Origin of the sequence: Shewanella sp. SM69 (genome assembly GCF_025653985.1) — a bacterium.
GTDB classification, from domain to species: Bacteria; Pseudomonadota; Gammaproteobacteria; order Enterobacterales; family Shewanellaceae; genus Shewanella; species Shewanella oncorhynchi.
In genome coordinates, this window is the sequence record NZ_JAKKRV010000007.1 from 13,052 (window position 1) to 33,543 (window position 20,492).

The 20,492-nt window shown below is 45.0% G+C and carries 12 protein-coding genes; 6 read left to right on the plus strand and 6 right to left on the minus strand.

Translation table 11 applies throughout. From position 1 onward, the window contains the following. Positions 1-27: 27 nt before the first annotated feature. From L5M37_RS11115 to L5M37_RS11130, 4 genes are all read right to left on the minus strand, one after another. Positions 28-513: a DUF2919 domain-containing protein gene (locus tag L5M37_RS11115; protein ID WP_131523553.1), complete on the minus strand. Its 486-nt coding sequence runs from the start codon at positions 511-513 to the stop codon at positions 28-30. A 248-nt stretch (positions 514-761) separates the two neighbouring features. Next, positions 762-2,819, minus strand: coding sequence for an NAD-dependent DNA ligase LigA (ligA, locus tag L5M37_RS11120; RefSeq protein ID WP_263200496.1), 2,058 nt, complete (start codon positions 2,817-2,819; stop codon positions 762-764). 103 nt (positions 2,820-2,922) lie between these two features. Next, complete coding sequence (zipA, locus tag L5M37_RS11125; RefSeq protein WP_263200498.1) at positions 2,923-3,996, minus strand: cell division protein ZipA; 1,074 nt, start codon at positions 3,994-3,996, stop codon at positions 2,923-2,925. A 23-nt stretch (positions 3,997-4,019) separates the two neighbouring features. Then, on the minus strand, positions 4,020-7,436 hold the full coding sequence (locus tag L5M37_RS11130; protein ID WP_263200501.1) for a chromosome segregation protein SMC: 3,417 nt from the start codon (positions 7,434-7,436) through the stop codon (positions 4,020-4,022). Between the two features lie 197 nt (positions 7,437-7,633). Between L5M37_RS11130 and cysZ the strand changes: the two genes are divergently transcribed. Further along, positions 7,634-8,413: a sulfate transporter CysZ gene (gene cysZ / locus L5M37_RS11135; protein ID WP_219234392.1), complete on the plus strand. Its 780-nt coding sequence runs from the start codon at positions 7,634-7,636 to the stop codon at positions 8,411-8,413. A gap of 144 nt (positions 8,414-8,557) precedes the next feature. Next, positions 8,558-10,999: a carbohydrate binding family 9 domain-containing protein gene (locus L5M37_RS11140; protein WP_263200502.1), complete on the plus strand. Its 2,442-nt coding sequence runs from the start codon at positions 8,558-8,560 to the stop codon at positions 10,997-10,999. 99 nt (positions 11,000-11,098) lie between these two features. Here the strand turns inward: L5M37_RS11140 and L5M37_RS11145 are convergent, their stop codons facing one another. Next, the gene (locus L5M37_RS11145) at positions 11,099-12,220 is read right to left on the minus strand and encodes a beta-ketoacyl-ACP synthase III (protein ID WP_105252150.1); all 1,122 of its coding nucleotides are present in this window, start codon (positions 12,218-12,220) and stop codon (positions 11,099-11,101) included. Next, on the minus strand, positions 12,217-13,416 hold the full coding sequence (locus L5M37_RS11150) for an RDD family protein (protein ID WP_173497361.1): 1,200 nt from the start codon (positions 13,414-13,416) through the stop codon (positions 12,217-12,219). The genes L5M37_RS11145 and L5M37_RS11150 overlap by 4 nt, the downstream gene beginning before the upstream one ends. A 250-nt stretch (positions 13,417-13,666) precedes the next feature. Between L5M37_RS11150 and cysK the strand changes: the two genes are divergently transcribed. The 4 genes from cysK (at position 13,667) to L5M37_RS11170 (ending at position 20,470) form a co-directional block, all read left to right on the plus strand. Beyond that, a complete protein-coding gene (cysK, locus tag L5M37_RS11155) occupies positions 13,667-14,635 on the plus strand; it encodes a cysteine synthase A (protein ID WP_113940761.1) in 969 nt (322 codons plus the stop codon). Positions 14,636-14,837: 202 nt separating this feature from the next. Then, positions 14,838-15,911, plus strand: a complete 1,074-nt coding sequence (locus tag L5M37_RS11160; protein WP_173497362.1) for a methyltransferase — start codon at positions 14,838-14,840, stop codon at positions 15,909-15,911. 152 nt (positions 15,912-16,063) lie between these two features. Beyond that, positions 16,064-17,062: a TDT family transporter gene (locus L5M37_RS11165; RefSeq protein ID WP_263200505.1), complete on the plus strand. Its 999-nt coding sequence runs from the start codon at positions 16,064-16,066 to the stop codon at positions 17,060-17,062. Between the two features lie 693 nt (positions 17,063-17,755). Beyond that, entirely contained in the window at positions 17,756-20,470 is a 2,715-nt protein-coding gene (locus L5M37_RS11170) for a TonB-dependent receptor plug domain-containing protein (protein WP_113940758.1), read from the plus strand. Positions 20,471-20,492 lie beyond the last annotated feature (22 nt).

Below are 20,492 nucleotides of genomic sequence, written 5' to 3' on the forward strand. Positions count from 1 at the left end.
AGTTATTATATAACAATACGATAAAAACTAAGGCTGAAGTTCTTTAGCTTCTTCTTTTGGCCAATCACGGAGGTAATAACTGAGTCGCTTCGATTTAATAAGATAAATACTCGACCAAAATAACATTAAAGCATCTAAAGCAAGACTCCAATGAAACAGAAATTGGCCATGGATCAATCGCTGACCCAACAAAACGCCATCAATAATCAACAGCAACCACAACCCCCATTTTAAATGCACAAAAATCGGTCTTAACCATTGGGGCGAACGTCGACGTTCAGCTATCACCACAAGATAAATCAAAACCGCGCCAAGTCCCGCCCCGAGTGCTAGCAAAAAATCTGACTTTTCAGGGTAAAAAATCCGCACTAACTCAGAACGATCACCCATCTGAGTCAGCGAGGCGATAAAAATACACCAACCACGCGCGAGATAAGCCAAAAGCGCATATAAAAAGATGGGCGGTTTAATGTGGCCTTTATCATCGAGCCAAGTGATGTGACTAAAATTCAAATAGGTTTCCAATCAGCAAAATCTAAAACAGCATATCAAGGAGATGGTGCCAATCGCGGTTAATTCAATAGCCAAAGCAGATAATCTTTCCGCACCTTGATTATTTTCAGACAAAAAAATAGCGCCTTGGGCCAGGCACTATTTAATATCGGCTATTCGGCGGTATTTCCCCCTTGATACAAGGCTGCAGCCGCTACAGCCAGCATTGAATCAACATCAAGCCAACGCCCTCTCTGAAATGACGCCAATCAAGCGTTGGCCGCGAGAAGGGCTAACAACTCATCTTCATCCATCACTTTAACACCAAGCTCCTGCGCTTTAGCCAGTTTTGAACCTGCCGCCTCTCCTGCCACTAAACAATCGGTATTTTTGGAGACACTGCCTGCCACTTTCGCCCCCAGCGCCTGCAACTGAGCTTTAGCATCATTGCGATTGAGCTGATTTAAGGTGCCAGTCAATACCCAAGTTTGGCCTTTAAGCGGCTGAGCATCTGCACTAGGTGCTTGAATGGCGGGCCAATGAACACCAGCAGCAACTAAAGCATCAATAACTTCAAGGTTATGGGGCTGGGCAAAAAAATGGGCCACATGCTGTGCAACAACAGCACCAACATCTTCCACTTCAGTTAACTGCTCCACAGTTGCCACCCGCAGCGCATCTAGACTGGCAAAGTGTGCCGCCAGGTTTGCTGCCGTCGCCTCGCCCACTTCGCGAATACCTAAGCCATATAAGAAACGCGCAAGAGTGGTCGTTTTGGCCGCTTCAATCGCGGCAGCTAAATTGGTTGCCGACTTCATCCCCATGCGGTCAAGCATAGTCATCATGGAAGCGGTGAGCTTAAACAGATCCGCAGGACTTTGAACTAACTCTTTATCAATTAATTGCTCAACGACTTTGTCGCCCATGCCATCGATATCTAAAGCCTTGCGGGATGCAAAATGCTTAATCGCTTCTTTACGCTGCGCCTCACAAAACAAACCGCCGCTGCAGCGAGCCACAGCCTCACCTTCTAGGCGCTCGACTAAACTGCCACACACAGGGCAATTATGCGGAAATACAATGTCTGTCGCCGTTTTAGGGCGTCTTTCGGGCACTATGGCAACAATTTGTGGGATCACATCGCCAGCGCGGCGGATGATCACAGTGTCACCGACTTTAATGCCTAAGCGGGCAATTTCATCGGCATTGTGCAGCGTCGCATTTGATACCGTCACGCCGCCAACAAACACTGGCTTTAAGCGTGCTACTGGTGTCACGGCACCTGTGCGCCCTACTTGAAAATCAACGCCTTCGAGCAGAGTCATTTCTTCCTGTGCAGGGAATTTATAGGCAATCGCCCAGCGGGGAGATTTAGCCACAAAACCTAAACGTTGCTGCTGGGCAATATCGTTAACTTTCATCACTACCCCATCAATTTCAAAGGCTAAATCGCCGCGACGAGTAAGAATGTCTTTGTAGTAATCATAGACTTGGCTTAGTTCAGCGCAGACTTTGATTTCACTACTAACGGGTAAGCCCCACGACTTAAGCTGTTGCAACTGTTCAAAATGGGTTTTAGCTAACGGATGGGAATCCGGCTCCACCACACCGAGCGCATAGGCATAAAAAGCCAATGAACGGGCAGCAGTAATTTTACTGTCGAGTTGACGTAGGCTACCGGCTGCTGCGTTACGCGGATTAACAAAGAGTTTTTCATCCTTGGCGCGTGCTCTATCGTTCAAAGCCTCAAAAGCGGCTTTTGGCATAAAAGCCTCGCCGCGTACTTCAACGAGTTCAGGGAAGTCATTACCACGTAATTTAAGCGGGATCGATTTAATGGTTTTAACATTTTCAGTGATGTCTTCACCCACTGAACCATCGCCGCGCGTCGCCGCACGCTCGAGCACACCATGGCGATACAAGATACTCACGGCAAGGCCATCGAGTTTAGGCTCACAACAAAAGCTCACCTCACCCACTTTATCGGTGACACGCTTATGGAAAGCACTGAAATCCGCCTCATCGAAGGCGTTATCTAGGCTTAACATAGGCTTAAGGTGCGTGATTTGATCAAATTTGGCGAGCGCTAATCCGCCCACCCTTTGAGTCGGTGAATCAGCGACAATCAAATGGGGATACAAGGCTTCTAACTTGAGTAAACGCTGCATCAACCTGTCGTACTCAGAATCGGTAATGCTCGGTGCATCGTCTACATAGTAACGAATGTTGTGCTCGTTCAGCGATTGGCTGAGCGCCTGCATCACCTGCGATGCGTTTTCTGGGGTGACGTCTTTAGACAGAAGTGTATCGAGTTGAATGTCTTGCATATTCTTTATCCAGAATTCTTTAGAACACAAAAAGTAGATCACAAAAAATGAGGCCGCAATCGCGGCCTCATCAATGTATTAACCGCCAAGTTGCGGTGTCGGCTTAAGCGTTAGCGCGAATGCGGTGTAAATAATCTTGCTTAGTGAACTCACCCCAAGGTTGACGTTGTCCGTCAAGCACGACCGCATCGATATCATCCGCGAGTTGACGCGCCGAGTTAAGCATAATCGAAAAGTTCATTAGGGCGTCACCGTAACAAGGCAAAGTCATGAAAAACACCACGCCTTGGGTACTGAACTGCTCCATATTATCCGGATCAAACACACCAGGCTTTAGCATATTCGCTATCGAGAACAATACTTTACCATTGCCAGCATTATCCACATGGCGATGGAAAATATTCATATCACCATATTTAAAATTCAAAGTTAAGAAACAAGGCAGCAATTCGGCGCCGTTAAGCTGTAGGCCATCTTTAGCGACCACGTGTAATACCAGTACGTCGCGTGGTTCACCTAACTCATCTTCAGCGGCTTGTTCGGCAACCTCTTCTTGATAGCTATCTTCTTTATATTCATTTTCGTCAAACAAGGCCGTTTGCTGCGGAGCTGCACTACGTAACGCATGTTCCTGCTCAGCCGCTTTTTGCGCGACGATAGCCGCATGGGATTGACCCATTGGCGGAGTTTGCGTGCTCGCTTGAGTGTTCAAGACGGGCTCTTGACGCGAGACTTTCGGGCCACGGTGTTGCTCTTTTGCCACGGGTGGCTGCAAGCTAAAATCAGGCTGAGCTGTCACTGGCTCGTGTTTAGGGCCAACTTTCAACTCTGGTTTAAATTCTGTTGATTTAAACTCTTGTGGTTTAAATTCAGGCTTAGGTTCTAGCTTTACTTCCTGCTTCAAATAAGGGTTGGCCGCAGGAGTTTCGTTGTTAGGTGCAAGTTCACCGGCTTTGCGCACGCGTACGGCGCCAATACCATCGGCATCAAACCCTTCTGAATCGATCCGCTTCGGACTCGTCTCACCTTTCTCAGCCTGTTTCTTATAAAAGTTGCTCATTGGGCTATCTTTCAATGATTTAGGCTGTTGTCTTCTGATAGACCAAAATCCATGCACCAGCACAGCAACTATGGCTATGGCGCCTAAAACGAACAATACTAGTTGCAAATCTTCCATTGGTTACCCTGTCTTTCTTCTAGTTATCCAGCGTCAGCCATCGCCACCGCTTGCTCTATGTCTACCGCAACTATACGAGACACACCTGGCTCGTGCATAGTCACGCCAATAAGTTGATCCGCCATTTCCATGGTTATTTTGTTATGGCTGATATAAATAAACTGTACGCTCTGTGACATTTCTTTTAGCAATCGACAGAAACGTTCTACGTTGGCATCGTCTAATGGCGCATCCACTTCATCTAACATACAGAAGGGAGCAGGATTCAGCCTAAAAATGGCGAATACCAATGATAAAGCGGTTAAGGCTTTTTCACCACCCGAAAGAAGATGGATTGTGCTGTTCTTCTTCCCCGGTGGTTGGGCCATGATAGTCACGCCCGTTTCTAGCAAATCGTCGTCAGTTAACGCTAAATAAGCTCGGCCGCCACCAAACACTTTCGGAAATAAGCGTCCGAGATCTTCGTTGACTGAATCAAATGTCGTCTTAAAGCGGCTTCGGGTTTCCTTATCTATTTTACGGATCGCTTCCTCTAAGGTTGCAAGCCCTTTATTTAAATCGTCATCTTGATGATCAAGATAAGATTTTCGCTCACTTTGCTGTTCAAATTCTTCGATCGCCGCAAGGTTAATGGCACCTAAACGAACAATTTTCTGCCGTATTTGATCTAAATCACTCTGCCACTTGTCTGGCATCCCCTCTGCGGGCAAGTTTCCAAGGATTTCAGACAGAATGATTTGCTGTTCCTGTAAGGCTTCCAGCTGACTATTCGCTTGGCCTTTTATTCCTTCACGACGTAACTTTAACGTGCTCAGGCTTTGAGTCAAGTCCTCAAGCTTACCAAGCTCTTGTTTTTGCTTTATTCCTATACGGTTTAATGTGTCTGTGAGCACACTTTGCTGCTGACGAACCTCTTTTAAGCCCTGTTGTTGCTCATGTTGTTGCTTTAGTAACTGCGTTAACTGCTCAGTCAGTTGCACACTATTTTGCACCCCACTCAATTGGGCAACTTTGGCAAGTTCTGTTAACACAGACTCGCGGGAGTGGATGAGTTCATTGACACGCACTTGCTGTAATTCAATTTGCTCCGTGCTCACGGCCATGCGCATAGTCACGGCTTGCAAACCCGTCGCAGTGGCTGATAATTGACGTTCTACCTCAGTAATACGCCCTTTTAATGCTTGATGGCGCACACTATCGGCCTGTGTGTCTTGGATGAGTTGCCGCTGAATATCTTCACTAGCCTGCAGCGTCTCATCGAGCTCCATTTCTTGTTCTGCTAATAATTCGCATTGCTCGCTTAAGCGTTCAATATCAATCAAACTCGTACTTAAAGCCGCGTCGAGTTTACTTTGCTGTTCGACGCGCGCCTTCACTTGCTCGATTAAACCACTAAGCTGCATCGACTTAGTCGCTTTGTCTAACTGCAATTGATGCAATTTTTGTGCGCCATCAGTCAGTTGCAGTCTTTGTTGCTGCAAAATAGCCGCAAGATCTGTCATCTTGTCTTGCCGAATCTGCAGGGATTGTTGCAAATCGAGGATATTTTGCGCTAACTGAGCTTGCTCTTTACTGAGTTGCACCAGTGACTGGGCGCCCTCTGTTTTCGTGATTAAAAAACCTTGTCCCAGTAGATAACCGTCGGCAGTGACAATCCGTTGATCGGATGTTAGCTGTGGCAGCAGTTCTTTCGCTGCATGGATATCCTTTGCCCACTTAAGCCCCGCTAACCAAGGGGCGAGATTCACCTTAGCCTGTAAAAATTCACTTTGGCTTGATTGTGACGCTAAGGCTTGAAACCCCATTTCAGTTTCAGTGACGCCAACGGGCAAGGTCAACAAGCCATTAAGGGCGAGTTCCGCCGCAGTTTCCCAACCATTTTCAACGGTTAAACTCTGCCATAACTGCGGTTTATCACTCTGCTGTTCTTGCTTACTCAACCACTGTTCAACCAGCTCATGGCGCGCTTTAGTCGCAGTTAATTGCTGCTGAATTTGCTCAGCGCTATGGCGGGCTTCATCTAAGGCTTGCGTACTTGCACTTACACTTTGTTCTTGCTGATGATTAATTTCATTTTGCAGTGTGAGCGCATCATCCAAAGACTCAATATCTTGCTGCAATGGTGTAATACTCGATGCGAGATCACCGTCCATTAACGCCGAAAGTTGCGCCTGCTGCTCACGACTTTGCTGCTGTTTGTGTTGCAGTAATTGCTGCTGATGCGCTAACTGGCTGCGACGCAGTTCAAGCTGTAACTTATGCTGAGAAACATCCGCTGCCTGTTGGCGCGCCACTTCGGCCTGCTGCTGACTGCGTTCAATGCTCATTTCCCATTGGGATTGCAGCTCATCCATGAGCTCTTGTTGCTCATCATGCTGTGGCCCAAGTTTGGCAAGTTCAAGCTCTAACGCGCTAAGACTCGCTTTATAGCCGTTAAGCTTATCGGTGTTTTGTTGGATCTGCTCTTTGACTTGCGCCAACTGGGTTTCGAGCTGGGCGTCGCGCTGCTTTTGATTCTGTAGCTGTTGCTCTAACTTAGCGATTTCAGTACCAGTCAGATAATAGGCTTCAACGGCTCGCTGCTCTTGCTCCGCCAATTGCGCGAGTTGCACTTGCAATTCAGTGGTCTGTAATTCATCGGTTTGCGCGAGTGACTGCGCCGACGCTTGCTGTACTTCAATAGCACTTATCTGCTCAGATAGACTCGCCATCTGAGCTTGCAACTCTTGATAGCGCATCACAAGGAGTTCAGCATGGGTCTTACGCTCGGCCTGTTTAAGCTCACGATATTGTTTAGCGGCTTTAGCCTGCTGCGCGAGTTTATCTAACTGCTTACCGAGTTCACTGCGAATATCGCCCAAACGCTCGAGGTTTTCGCGGGTATGGCGAATACGGTTTTCAGTTTCGCGCCGACGCTCTTTATAGCGGGAAATCCCAGCGGCTTCCTCAATAAAGGTACGCAAGTCTTGGGGTTTAGATTCAATCAGGCGGGAAATAGTGCCTTGCTCGATAATGGCATAACTGCGCGGGCCAAGACCTGTGCCCATAAACAAGTCGGTAATGTCTTTACGACGACACTTTTGACCATTGAGAAAATACCAAGACTCACCGTCGCGGCTCACTTGACGCTTAACGGCGATTTCTTCATAACTGGCATACTGACCAGCAAGACGGCCCTCTTTGTTTTCAAAAATAAGTTCAACACCCGCCACAGACACAGGTTTTCGCGCGCTTGAACCGTTAAATATCACATCAGCCATAGAATCACCGCGTAGGTGCTTCGCCGAGCTTTCACCGAGCACCCAACGCACGGCATCGATCACGTTCGATTTACCGCAGCCATTTGGGCCAATAATGGCGGTTAATGCCTGTAAAAAAGGAATTTTCGTGGGATCGACAAACGACTTAAAGCCGGCAAGTTTTATCTGTTTTAATCTCATGGTGCCAGTTAGCGCGTCTCTGAAGTCTGGCCCGAAAATGAGCCGAGCGGTGCAAATGCATTCTGCTGGCAACTTTAACAAAGCAGGCAGCATTTTGTAACGCTTTTTATTGAATTCATGCGGCTTTTAGCTTGTCATCTGTCCATGAGTTGATCACAATCGCATATAGCTGTCGCTTAACTTTTTGGAAAAACGATATGACACAGAAAAAAACCTTGCCCTTCCCAGCCAAAAGTGGCGTTAATTATTTTCTCGATGGCTTTGGTTTAATCACACGTAAAGGCCTGCGCACTTTCGTATTTATTCCGCTAATGATTAACCTACTGCTGTTTGCTGGCGTCATTTATGTAGCCATAGGCCAGTTAGATACGCTATTCACTTGGATGAATGCCCAGCTCCCTGAATATTTAAGCTGGCTAAACTTTTTGCTTTGGCCCCTCGCCGTCACCACTATGCTGGTGATGCTTGCTTTTGTATTTAGCTCCGTCATGAACTGGCTCGCCGCCCCCTTTAATGGCCTGTTGGCTGAAAAAGTCGAGCAGCAGTTAACTGGTAAGCAGTTGAATACCGGTTCTGGTATTGATTTAATCAAAGACTTACCGCGTATCCTTGGGCGTGAGTGGATCAAACTCAAATACTATCTGCCCCGTGCACTGGTATTTTTGTTATTGTTTTTAGTGCCTATGGTAGGCCAGACGCTGGCGCCGATTTTATGGTTTCTGTTCAGCGCTTGGATGATGGCGATTCAGTACTGCGATTATCCCTTCGATAACCACAAGGTCAGTTTTAAAGATATGCGCTTTGCCTTGAATCAAACCCGTGGCACCAGTTTTAGCTTTGGCGCCACTGTGACGCTATTTTCGATGATCCCCATAGTCAACTTTATCGTCATGCCAGTGGCGATTTGTGGCGCGACGGCCATGTGGGTCGATAAGTATCGTGATGCGTATCGTAACCATGCCATCGCACCCGAGTAGTAACACCAGCAGTGCTGAGTCATGACTCAGCACTGCTCCCCAATTTTTTTAGCCCCAATAATCCAATCATGTTTCGCCTCGTTAAAATCAACGCAAACCTTGTAACAATTACTCGCTATTGTTAACTTCACGTTTTCTGGCAAAATGCGCGCCACGAATGTGTTATTTGAGTCTTTTTTGTTGAAATCAATCTTAGCCATCATCTTATCTAGTCTTGCTTTTCTACCTGTAACTTGTCTTGCTGGCTATGCCAGCCAATTTCAGTTAGCCATTCCAACACTTAACAGTGCTGCCAATATCGACGGTGAGTTGGACGATGCCATTTGGCAACAAGCCGCAGTCATAGAGCTCAAATACGAAACCCAACCAGGGGAAAACATTGCCGCATTAGTGAAAACCGAGGCGCGAGTCTATGCGACTAAAACCAGTCTTTTTGTGGCATTTACTGCCAAAGATATTAATCCCAAACTCATTCGCGCCACACTCAAGGACAGAGACAAGCTGTGGAGTGATGATTTAGTCGGAATTAAACTCGATACTTTTAATAATGCCCGTTTAGCATACCAATTTTTTATTAATCCCCTTGGCGTGCAATTAGACTCAATTGAAAACGAACTAACGGGTGAAGAAAGCGAAGCATGGGATGGTATTTGGAAATCTGCAGGCAAGATCACCGCCGATGGCTATCAGGTCGAAGTCGAATTACCACTGAGACTGTTCAACTTTGACGACAAGAAAAGCCTGCAAGAATGGGGCTTTGAGTTAATTCGTTATTATCCACGCAATGAAAAACATCGCCTATCGACCCATAAGATTGACCGCAATACGAGTTGTCAACTTTGTCAGTTAGGTGTGGCTTCTGGCTTGGCGGGGGCAGAACAAGGACAGGATGTACAAATCACCCCGACTTTTATCGCCAACCGTAACGAACATAAACAGGCGGATGGCTGGGAAGCTGATAACAATCTCGAACCAGGTGTAGACTTACGCTGGGGCATTAATTCCAGCACCTTACTCAATGCCACCATTAATCCCGATTTTTCCCAAGTGGAATCCGATGCAGGCCAGCTCGATGTGAACAGCACTTTCTCCTTGTTCTATGATGAGAAACGGCCGTTCTTTTTGGATAATAAAGACTATTTCGACACACAGGTTAATCTGCTGCACACCCGCAATATTGTTGCACCAGACTATGGTATCAAACTGACAAGTAAGAGCGATGATCACACCTTAGCTCTGCTAGCGAGTAACGATAGCCAAACCACGTTTTTGGTACCGGGAAATTTAAGCTCAGAGGTTGCCTCGCTTGATCAAGAAAGTTTGAACCTTGCGGGACGTTATCGTTTCGACATGAGCAAAACCTTCTCCATCGGCGGATTACTTACCGCGAAAACAAGCAGTGACAACACTCACAATGGTACAGCAAATAACCCGCACTATGAGATCAACAGCCAACCCGATTACCACAACTATGTCATTAGTCTGGATGCGAAATATCAACCAACACCACAGGACAGTTTCACTGCGCAAGTGGCCCAATCGGATACTCAGTACCCCACGGGAGTCTATCGTCAATTTTGTACTGATACTGAAAATGACCCTAGTAATGGTTTGCCCTGTGGCCAATCTCAGCTTGATTGCGAACTCGGTCACTGCCAACTCAACGAACAAGTATTACGTAGCCAATCTGATAGCCGCTTTGGCGGCAATTTATATCAGTTAACCTTTAAACACGAAGAGCGAAATTGGTTTGCTTACAGTGAATACAACGCAGTTGATCCCGATTTTCGTGCCGATTTAGGCTTTGTCGAAAAAATCGATTACCGCACCTTTGAGGCTGGTGCGGGTTTGATTTGGTATCCTACGGGCACCTTTAACAAGGTGGAATTAGCGGGAGATTGGGATATCACTCATAACCAAGCAGGCGAACGACTTGAAGAAGAGTATGAAGCCTACATCGAAATCCTCGGCGCATTACAAAGCGAAATCACCTTTGGTGTAGAAACCCGTGAACGTGTGGGCCCTCGCCGCAATGCTTCACAGCTCACTATCGCCGGAAATAGTCAACTATATGATGAAACCCAAGTGTGGTTTTATGGCGCAGTAACCCCGTTATCGCCCCTGAGTATGGAGCTTGAAATGTACTACGGCGATGAAATTGATTTTATCAATGATAGGCTGGGCACTAAAACGCAAATGAACCCGAATATCAATTGGAAAATTGCTAATGGACTTTCTATCGATATCTCCCATCTTTATCAGCAAATGGATGTGGAACAAGGTGCGCTTTTTACCGCTAATCTGAGCGATGTACGCCTCAACTGGCAATTCAGTCTACACAGTTTTATTCGCCTTTCTAGCATTTACACCCGGATAAATCGCAATGTGGCGCAGTATTTATATTCGGCGCCTCAGAGTGAGGAAGCGCATTTAGGTAATGAACTCCTCTACGGTTATAAACTCAATCCGCAGAGTGTGTTCTACCTTGGATACTCTGATAGTTTGCAGGCTAATGATGAGTTAAGCCGCCTGACGCGGGACGAGAAAACCTACTTTATGAAGTTAAGTTACGCATGGCTGCTATAAACAATCATTGCCTTAAACAGAAAGCAACTTAGGCAAACAACTGACATAAAAAGCCCACATCTTCCTCGATGTGGGCTTTTTATTATGGCGGTGAGAATCTTAGACCTTCTGCAGAATAACACTGCCAATAGAATATCCTGCGCCAAACGAACTCAATAAACCTAAATCGCCAGTCTTAAAGTCACCGGAAAACTTGTGAAATGCAATAACAGAACCCGCGGAAGCCGTATTGGCGTATTCATCTAGTACCACGGGCGCTTGTTCCGCTGACACATCATCCCCAAGCAACTTTCTCACCACAAACTGATTCATGTTGATGTTCGCTTGATGTAACCACAAACGTTTGAAGGACTGTGGCGTTAACGCTTGTTCGGCCAGATGTTCATCCAAATGTTGGTAAATCATCGGCAACAGCTCTTTAAATACCTTGCGCCCTTGTTGGTGGAATAACTTATCGGCTTGATGGGCCGCACTCGGATCGCAGCGGTTCAAGAAACCGAAATTACTGCGAATATTGTTCGAGTAATCGGTAAAACAGCGGCTTGAGATGATCTTAAACACATGGTCAGACTGGGCTAAGCTTTGTTCTTCCAGTACCAGAGCCGTCGCCACATCACCGAAGATAAAATGGCTGTCACGGTCGCGATAATTCACCTGTGCCGAGCAAATTTCAGGGTTGATCACTAGCACTCTTGAGGCAGAACCCGTAGCAATGGCATTAGCCGCGGCGACAATTGCAAACGTCGCCGATGAACACGCTACCTGCATGTCGTAACCATAACCCCGCGTACCCAGTGCACGTTGAATTTCAATTGCCATAGCAGGATACGCACGCTGAGTATAAGCGCAGGCAACAATCACTAAGTCAATTTGCTCAGCTTTGAGATTGGCATTCTTTAGTGCCATCAAGGCAGCTTCAAGGCCAATCTCAGCCTGCATAGATAATTCGTCACTGCTGCGCTCAGGAATTAGCGGCATCATGACTTCGGGATCCAGAATGCCCTCTTTCACCATCACATATCTGTGCTTGATACCTGAGGCTTTTTCAATAAACTCGCTCGATGAATAGGACAAAGCCGCAACATGGCCTTGCTCAATTAAGCCTGCATTTTCAAGATTAAAAATATCCACATAAGCATTGAAGCTCTCAACTAAGGCTTCATTGGAAATACTGTGGGGCGGCGTAAATAGGCCACTCCCCGAAATGACGACCTGTTTCATAAATGCTCCAAACGGGTACTGGTTGTAAGGTGAGCAGAGGATGCATCATCACTCGTAAGCACAGGTGCTAACTCATTTTGCCCCTGCGCTTGTTGCTCTAATCGTTGCTTTTTATGCATTTGCACTAAGTCTATCACGACTGTTGAAGATATTTTATCTTGGATCCCCTGCCGATTGGCATCCCAAAATATTTGCATAAAGCCAAGTAAGCCAGTAGTAAAGCCTGCGGCATAGCCACCATAACGGCCAAACGCGGCCCATAAACTGATGTTGGCACCATCGAGCTGGATCACCCTAATGCCCAACATCTTCTTACCTAAGGTTTGACCATCAAATCGTGCAGTAAAGACGGTAAAGTAAAACGCTGCCCAACCAAAACCCAACCCCATATCACTCAGAAAGCCTTTCACCCAAGCGACAACACTATGGGTTGTAGCTTCATCAACGGTTCTGAGGCGAGAATATTGCGAAGAGCTCACATTCACTGCATCAGCCGCACTTTGCAGCTGTACATCCGGCGAAATAGCTTGAATAGGCTGAAGTGGCTCAGGCGGAGAATCTGTTGTCGCCAACTCAACAGGAAGTGTAATAACAGGCCATAGGCTGCCATTAAGCACCTCCGCCTGTAACTTTTCACTGTCTACGGCAGGCAAACTACTGTTGGCTATGGTTTCTAGCACCATTTCACGTTGATCATTTTCTGTCATGCCCTTTGATACTGAAGCGCTTTTTATCGCTTCATGTAGGGATTGAACTTGAGTTTTACCACAAGCATAATTATTGCACTGGCTCAACGACATCAATGCTGGTAGTGACGTAATGATTTGTTCACCTAATGCCAATTGTTGCTCTACTCCCTCACTGCTTTTAACGTCTGTTCCATTAAAATCAAACAGATTATTGGCGGTTGTCAGCAACATAAAAACCAACATCAGGGCATAAAGTCCCCACTTTAATAAACGACCAAACTTACGACTGCGCTTTTCAATCCAGATAATACTGACCACCAGCAAGACAAACATCCAATCCATCTGTTCAGCTAACACAGTGATCAGCAAACCATCAATCAGTATGGCTAACATCCGCTTCAACGGTGTCGCCAATGGGGTATATAACACGGCTGCTGCAATGGTAAATGCCTTTGGCGTTACCATCGTTTTTGGATCTTTACCCAGATCCATTTGTTGCTGCTTCATCTTTGCGCTTGTCCGATACGAGTGATAGGCTAGTTTTACGATTGAGACATCAAGAAGTTATCCCTGTTAATGCCACAATCTTTTTTATGTTAGCAAGAGGTTAACACAGTTAAACTGGCTGCCAATCAGGGTTTGCGAATAACAGCACACCCTTTAATAACCAAATCGAATAAAGAAGAACAAACAATCACTTCTAAAAGCGCCACAGCAGATTATGATTCAGTAGTGCCAACATAGGAGCAAGCAATCCATGAGCAAAATTTTCGAAGATAATTCATATACTATTGGTAATACACCACTAGTACGTTTAAACCGTGTTAGCCAAGGTAAAGTGCTGGCCAAAGTCGAAGCCCGTAACCCAAGTTTCAGTGTTAAATGCCGTATCGGTGCCAATATGATTTGGGATGCCGAGAAGAAAGGTCTATTAACAAAAAATCACGAGCTGATTGAGCCGACATCAGGCAACACAGGTATTGCATTAGCGTATGTTGCCGCAGCCCGTGGCTATAAACTGACCCTGACCATGCCAAATACCATGAGTTTAGAGCGTCGTAAGCTACTCAAAGCCCTAGGCGCAACTCTCGTGCTGACTGAAGGCGCGAAAGGCATGAAAGGTGCCATTGATAAAGCGGAAGAAATTCGCCAATCGGCTCCTGAAAAATACATTTTATTGCAGCAGTTTAATAACCCTGCTAACCCAGAAATCCATGAAAAAACCACAGGTCCAGAAATCTGGAATGATACCGATGGTGAAGTGGATGTGTTTGTTGCCGGTGTAGGTACTGGCGGTACAATTACTGGGGTAAGCCGTTACTTGAAAAAAGTGGCCGGTAAAACCATCACCTCAGTTGCGGTTGAGCCAGCAGATTCTCCTGTTATAGCTCAAACCTTAGCGGGTTTACCTGTGCAACCAGGGCCGCATAAAATCCAAGGTATTGGTGCTGGCTTTATCCCAGGTAACTTAGATTTAGAATTGATTGACCGTGTTGAAGCTGTTACTAACGATGAAGCCATCGACATGGCCCGCCGCTTAATGCAAGAAGAAGGCATTTTAGTGGGTATTTCATCGGGTGCCGCCGTTGTCGCCGCCAACCGCATCGCTGAGTTGCCAGAGTTTGCAGGCAAAACCATTGTGGTGATTTTGCCATCGGCTGCCGAGCGTTACCTATCTTCAGTCTTGTTCCAAGGCCAATTCGGCGACGAAGAAAACGTTCAATAAACGACGTTTTATCGTCCTTAAAATACCCAGCTTTGGCTGGGTATTTTTATTTATGGCATTCCATTATTTAGATCTCGATTACAGAGCATAAACAAGTTACTGCTCAAGTTTGGATACAGCTCATAGTTCTTTGTATCTCAACTGGCTTTCACGGCTAACTTGGTTATAAAGAACGGACCCGCTCGCCAATTCATTCCTTTTTATGTCTTTTTACCGAACACCAAGTAACATCAGCGCCTTCAATGCAAAGTTTGAAGCTCAAAAAATTGCCTTTGGCCCCATTAGTTTCCAAGTCGCCCACTGCCTACTCAAATTCGATGTGCTAGCCCAAATAGATAAAGCGGCCGAACATGGGATCACTGCGGCCGAGTTAAGCCAATCCACCCCACTGAGTGAATATGCCTTGGGGGTATTGTTGGATATGGGGCTCAGTATGGGTCTCGTTTGGCAACATGAAAATGGCTATGTGCTCGACAAAACTGGGCACTTTTTACTCCATGACGACATGGCAGCCATCAACCTTAACTTTGTGCAGGATGTTTGCTATCAAGGCCTTTTTAACCTTGATACCGCGCTACTCGAAGGCAAGGCCGCAGGACTTAAGGTGTTCGGTGACTGGAATACCATCTATCCCGCCTTAAAAGATCTACCACCCAAAGCGAAACAGAGCTGGTTTGCCTTCGATCATTACTATTCGGATCATGCCTTTCCACAGCTTCTACCATTAGTGTTTGCCCATAAGCCAATCCATTTAGTGGATATAGGCGGCAATACCGGAAAATGGGCACTGAGCTGCTGTGATTATGACGCAAACGTTGAAGTTACGATTATGGATTTTCCGGGTCAACTAGAGGTAGCCACACAAAATGCACTCGCACGAGGTTTTGCAGCACGCGTGCATACCTTTGCCACCGATCTGCTGGACGACTCACTACCCTTTGTCGAAGGCGCCGATACTTACTGGATGAGTCAATTTCTGGATTGCTTCTCAAAAATCCAAATCCTGAGCATTTTACAACGCACGGCAAAGGCAATGACATCAAGCAGCCAACTCTTTATCGTCGAAACCTTTTGGGATAGACAGCCATCGGCCGCCTCCGCCTATTGCGTAAATGCCACTAGCCTCTATTTCAGCGCCATGGCCAATGGCAATAGCCGCATGTATCACTCTAAGGATTTATTGGCCCTGCTTCACCAAGCGGGACTGTATGTGGATGAAGACACAGACAATCTTGGCCTAGGGCACACGCTACTACGTTGTAAACTCAAACCTTAAGTTTAATAGCAACATCAAAGTAAACAAAACTTATGCAATGAATAAAATTAATCAAATTTATTTATCATTGATACCCGCAGTACACTAAATACATCAAAACAGCGCCCCAAAAAAGCGATGTTAAGCATTGTCAGTATTGAGAGGTATTCAAAATGACTTCAAAACGCAAACGCTGGACATCCCACGCAGCTAAACTTCCCAGCCCTATGGCTGGGTTGGCACTGGCAATTGCCAGCTTAGGTTGGACATGGGAGAACATGACACCTTCACTTAATGGCGCAGGACAACTCACAGGTGCCATCATAGCCTCTGTGTTACTGTTATTGCTCATGGGTAAATTCATGCTTCATCCTAATATTTTAAAGGACGAGCTAAGTCACCCTGTGATTGGTAGTGTGATCCCCACCTTCGCCATGGGCTTGATGGTGGTGTCTAAATCACTCGGCGATTATTTCCCCCATGCAGGCTTAACTCTGTGGCTAGTCGCCATTGGTATCCATGTGATCTTCCTAAGCGCGTTTATCTATTATCGCGCCATTGATTTTAAACTCGAGCACATGGTTCCGAGCTGGTTCGTACCACCGATTGGCATTATCGTCGCGGCAGTGTCTTTCCCTGTGTCTGACTACCAATGGTTAGCAAATGCCATTTTGGTTTTTGGGATGTCAGCCTACTTAATCATGCTGCCTTTGATGCTCTATCGCCTCATTTTCTGTCAGGCGATACCCGATGCCGCTAAACCAACCATTGCCATTCTCGCGGCGCCCGCCAGTTTATCACTTGCAGGTTATCTGACCGTTTGCGAGCAGGCGTCGATTCCCTTAGTCGCCTTACTACTGAGCATCGCCATTCTGATGACCAGCATCATCTACTTGGCCTTCTTTCACCTACTAAAACTGCCCTTTAGCCCAGGCTACGCAGCCTTTACCTTCCCTATGGTGATCGGTGCAACCGCCCTCTTTAAAACCGCTGCTTGGTTAACGCAGTTCAATAACATGGGTGAGTTAGCGATATGGATAAAATACTTAGCAGAATTCGAACTGGTAATCGCCACCTTAGTGGTTGCCTATGTCGCCCTACGTTATTTAGGACACTACTTTCCACTGCAATTTAACGTGGTAGAGCACAAATCAGTTCTAAATAGCAAATAAACAGAACAGCTTTTTGTAAAAATAATTAACCATACAAATGAATTGTTCACTCAAAAAACTAAACAATAAACCGAAAGCGAAGCGAATAGATATTCACTTCGCTTTTATATTTAAACAGTCAAAATTAAATAATCAGAAATAGCATTTGATTAGTTTTTATTCTTTACAACATTTCATTCCATAATTTTACTTCTAGCTTACTGACGCGGTGTAAAAATATCACCATACAAAATTAAACCGCATAAAACCCCTTATTGATAACACTCCTCAATCATCCAATCTAAAATATATGGAATGACAAACCATATCGTTATTAATTTTTACTTTTTCACATAAAATAGTTTCAAACTATTATTGAAAACAACAAAATTAAAACACAATAAAACAAAACATTAGCAACAATAAAAAAACACAAACAACCAATAATAAAAACAAAAAGCCAAATAAAAAACAAAACCTTCAGATTAAAACCTTATCTGCCACCGATTACACACACACCCTACTTATATCTGCATTTTAAAAAGAGAGTAAATAACAAATTTTAAACAAAATTCCAGCATGACCAATGTTGCACTTGTTATTTTCTTGTGGTTATATCCTGAACTCAATTAAATGAGAGCTTAATTCTTTACATAAGTAACCATTTAAGAAAAATAAAAAATAAACATACAACATGTGTTAAGGGAGAATAAAATGCGTGCAAATTCTACATTAGCCAAAGCCGTTCGCTTTGCATTAATAAGCGGAGCAGCTACTGCCGCGTTAACCACTTCGATAGTATATGCAGCTGAAGATGGTGCCAAAGTTGAACGTATTGAAGTAACAGGTTCACGTATTAAGCGTACCGATATGGAAACCGCAACCCCAGTTACAGTACTAAGTGCTGATGATATGGCAAAACAAGGTTTTACTAACGTACAAGATGCATTGCAGAGCCTGACTTCAACAACAGGAGCAATGACAACTCAATCAGTACATGGTTTTACACCAGCTGCGTCATCAATCAGTTTACGTAATGCGGGTGCAAGCAGAACGCTAACATTGATTAACGGTAAACGTCTCAACCAATATCCTAAACCAGCAGGTGGTACAGACAACTTTGTTGATACCGCAAACTTACCAATGGAAGCTGTTGCTCGTATTGAGATATTACAATCTGGTGGTTCAGCAATTTATGGTGCAGATGCTGTTGGTGGCGTAGTAAACATTATTTTAAAAAGAGATTTTGATGGCGTCGCATTAAAATATCGACATGGTGATACTACTGAAGGCGGTGGTGGAAGCGATCGAATTGCGCTATCTCTGGGTTCATCTTCCGAACGTGGTAACGTCTCAACCTTCATCGAATTTACTGATACTGAGCGTTTGAATGCAACTGATAGAGCTGTTTTTGGATTAGATACAGACAAAGTACCTTATAGTAAATATTCACAATACAGCTCATATGGGGCTGGCATTACAGGTAAAAAACCTGCTGGTGGAACGACACCAAAAGGCCAACGTGTCCTCACTGCGAGTGAATGCGAAGCGGGCGGTTTTCTTTGGACAGGTAGCGCATGTGGCTTTGATCGCTCAAAGTGGCGCGATCTATCACCAGAAAGCACCCGTTTTATCAGTTCAACGAACTTTAACTATGAACTTGCAGATAATTTGAACTTTGTAGGACGTCTTGATTTTGCAGAAGCAAAATCAACAACACGTATCGAACCTATGGGTATCGATAACTACACAGTCAATGTTGCAGGAGACAAAGTAACTTTAGGCGTTGATTTAGATGATTCACTGACAAAAACATTCGACAAGAATACAGGTCTTGGTGGAGATTTTAAAAATGCCGAAAATGGTGACTACAACTATATTCGTCGTTTGCACGAATTCGGCAACCGCGCAGGAGAAACAAGTACCCGTAACTATTTCTTCACCGCGGGCTTGGAAGGCGTGATCGCTGATGATTATAGTTGGGATACATCCGTAAATTACGGCCGTACTAATGTGGATGTATTCAATAGTGGCTTTGCGACTGTGGGTGGATTATTTAATTATCTAGCTCAAGGTACTGACGGTAAATCACTGCTTGCGCCTATCAGCACAAATGATGTCAGCGGTATAGCGTACACTCCGTTTGAAAAAGCTCAATCAACTCAAAAAAATATTCAAGCAAATATCACAGGTCCAGCATTTGAACTGCCAGCAGGTTCAGCAGACTTTGCTTTTGGGGCGGAATATACCACTCAAGACTACTCATCAGAATCTGACTCAGAATCTGTTAAAGGCAATATTCTAAGCCGTGGTGGTTCATCAGGTGCTGGTGAGCGTTCATACTGGGCAACCTATATGGAATTAAAGCTTCCAGTTCTTGAGGACTTAACACTTGATGCGGCTTTACGTTATGACCGATATGATGATTTCGGTGGAAATTTGTCGCCGCAATTAACCGTAGAGTATCGTCCACTTGATGAATTATTAGTTCGTGGCTCTATCAGTAAAGTGTTCCGTGCACCAGATATGCATCGCGTATATGGAGATGCAACTAAAGCATATAGCAATATCATTGATTTTAAACAGTGCCAAGCTCTAGGTGGAACTCCATCTCAGAAAAATCCAGATCCAACACTGAACAAAATCTGTAATGAACTCAATATTGATATCACTACTGGTGCTAACAAAGATCTTAGCGCTGAAACAGGCTATACGGCCAACATAGGTGCTGTATATGGTGGCGATAGCTTAAATGCTTCACTCGATATTTGGGAGTGGAAACTGGATGACATGGTAAGTGACATCTCTGCAAGCAAAGCTGCTCGTGAATATGAAACTTATGCAAACATGATCACCCGTGACGCATTAGGTACTATTACTCACATTAATACCGTCGCACAAAACCTTGCTTATCAGAAAGTTCGTGGTATTGACTTAACCACTGGTTACGGATGGGATGTCGCTGACTTTGGTGAGTTAAAACTAAACTTTAATGGTACTTATATTCTTCTTTCTGAAGGACAAACAGATCCTACAGCAGCAATTGATGATGACATCGATGATGGTGGTTTACCGCAATATAAAGCCAATATCATTTTAGGTTGGTATATAAACGATTTTGAAACAACTTTAGGTGCTTACCACACAGCAAGAATGCATGGTGTTGGATATAAATCGTTTAAAAAAGCTGCATTAGATAAAGGTTTGGCATTCGATGAAAGTGCAAACGAAATTGCATCACAAACGAAGTGGAACTTAACATCGGCTTATAACATCACAGACGCAATTAAAGTGACTGGCGGTGTAATGAACTTATTTAATGCTGGACCAAACTTTGATCCAACAGATACAGCCTGGCCACACTATAACCGCTCATCATATGATGCGCGTGGTCGTGAATGGTTTATCGAAGGCGAAGTTAAATTCTAATCTCGCATTTATTAGTTCGAAC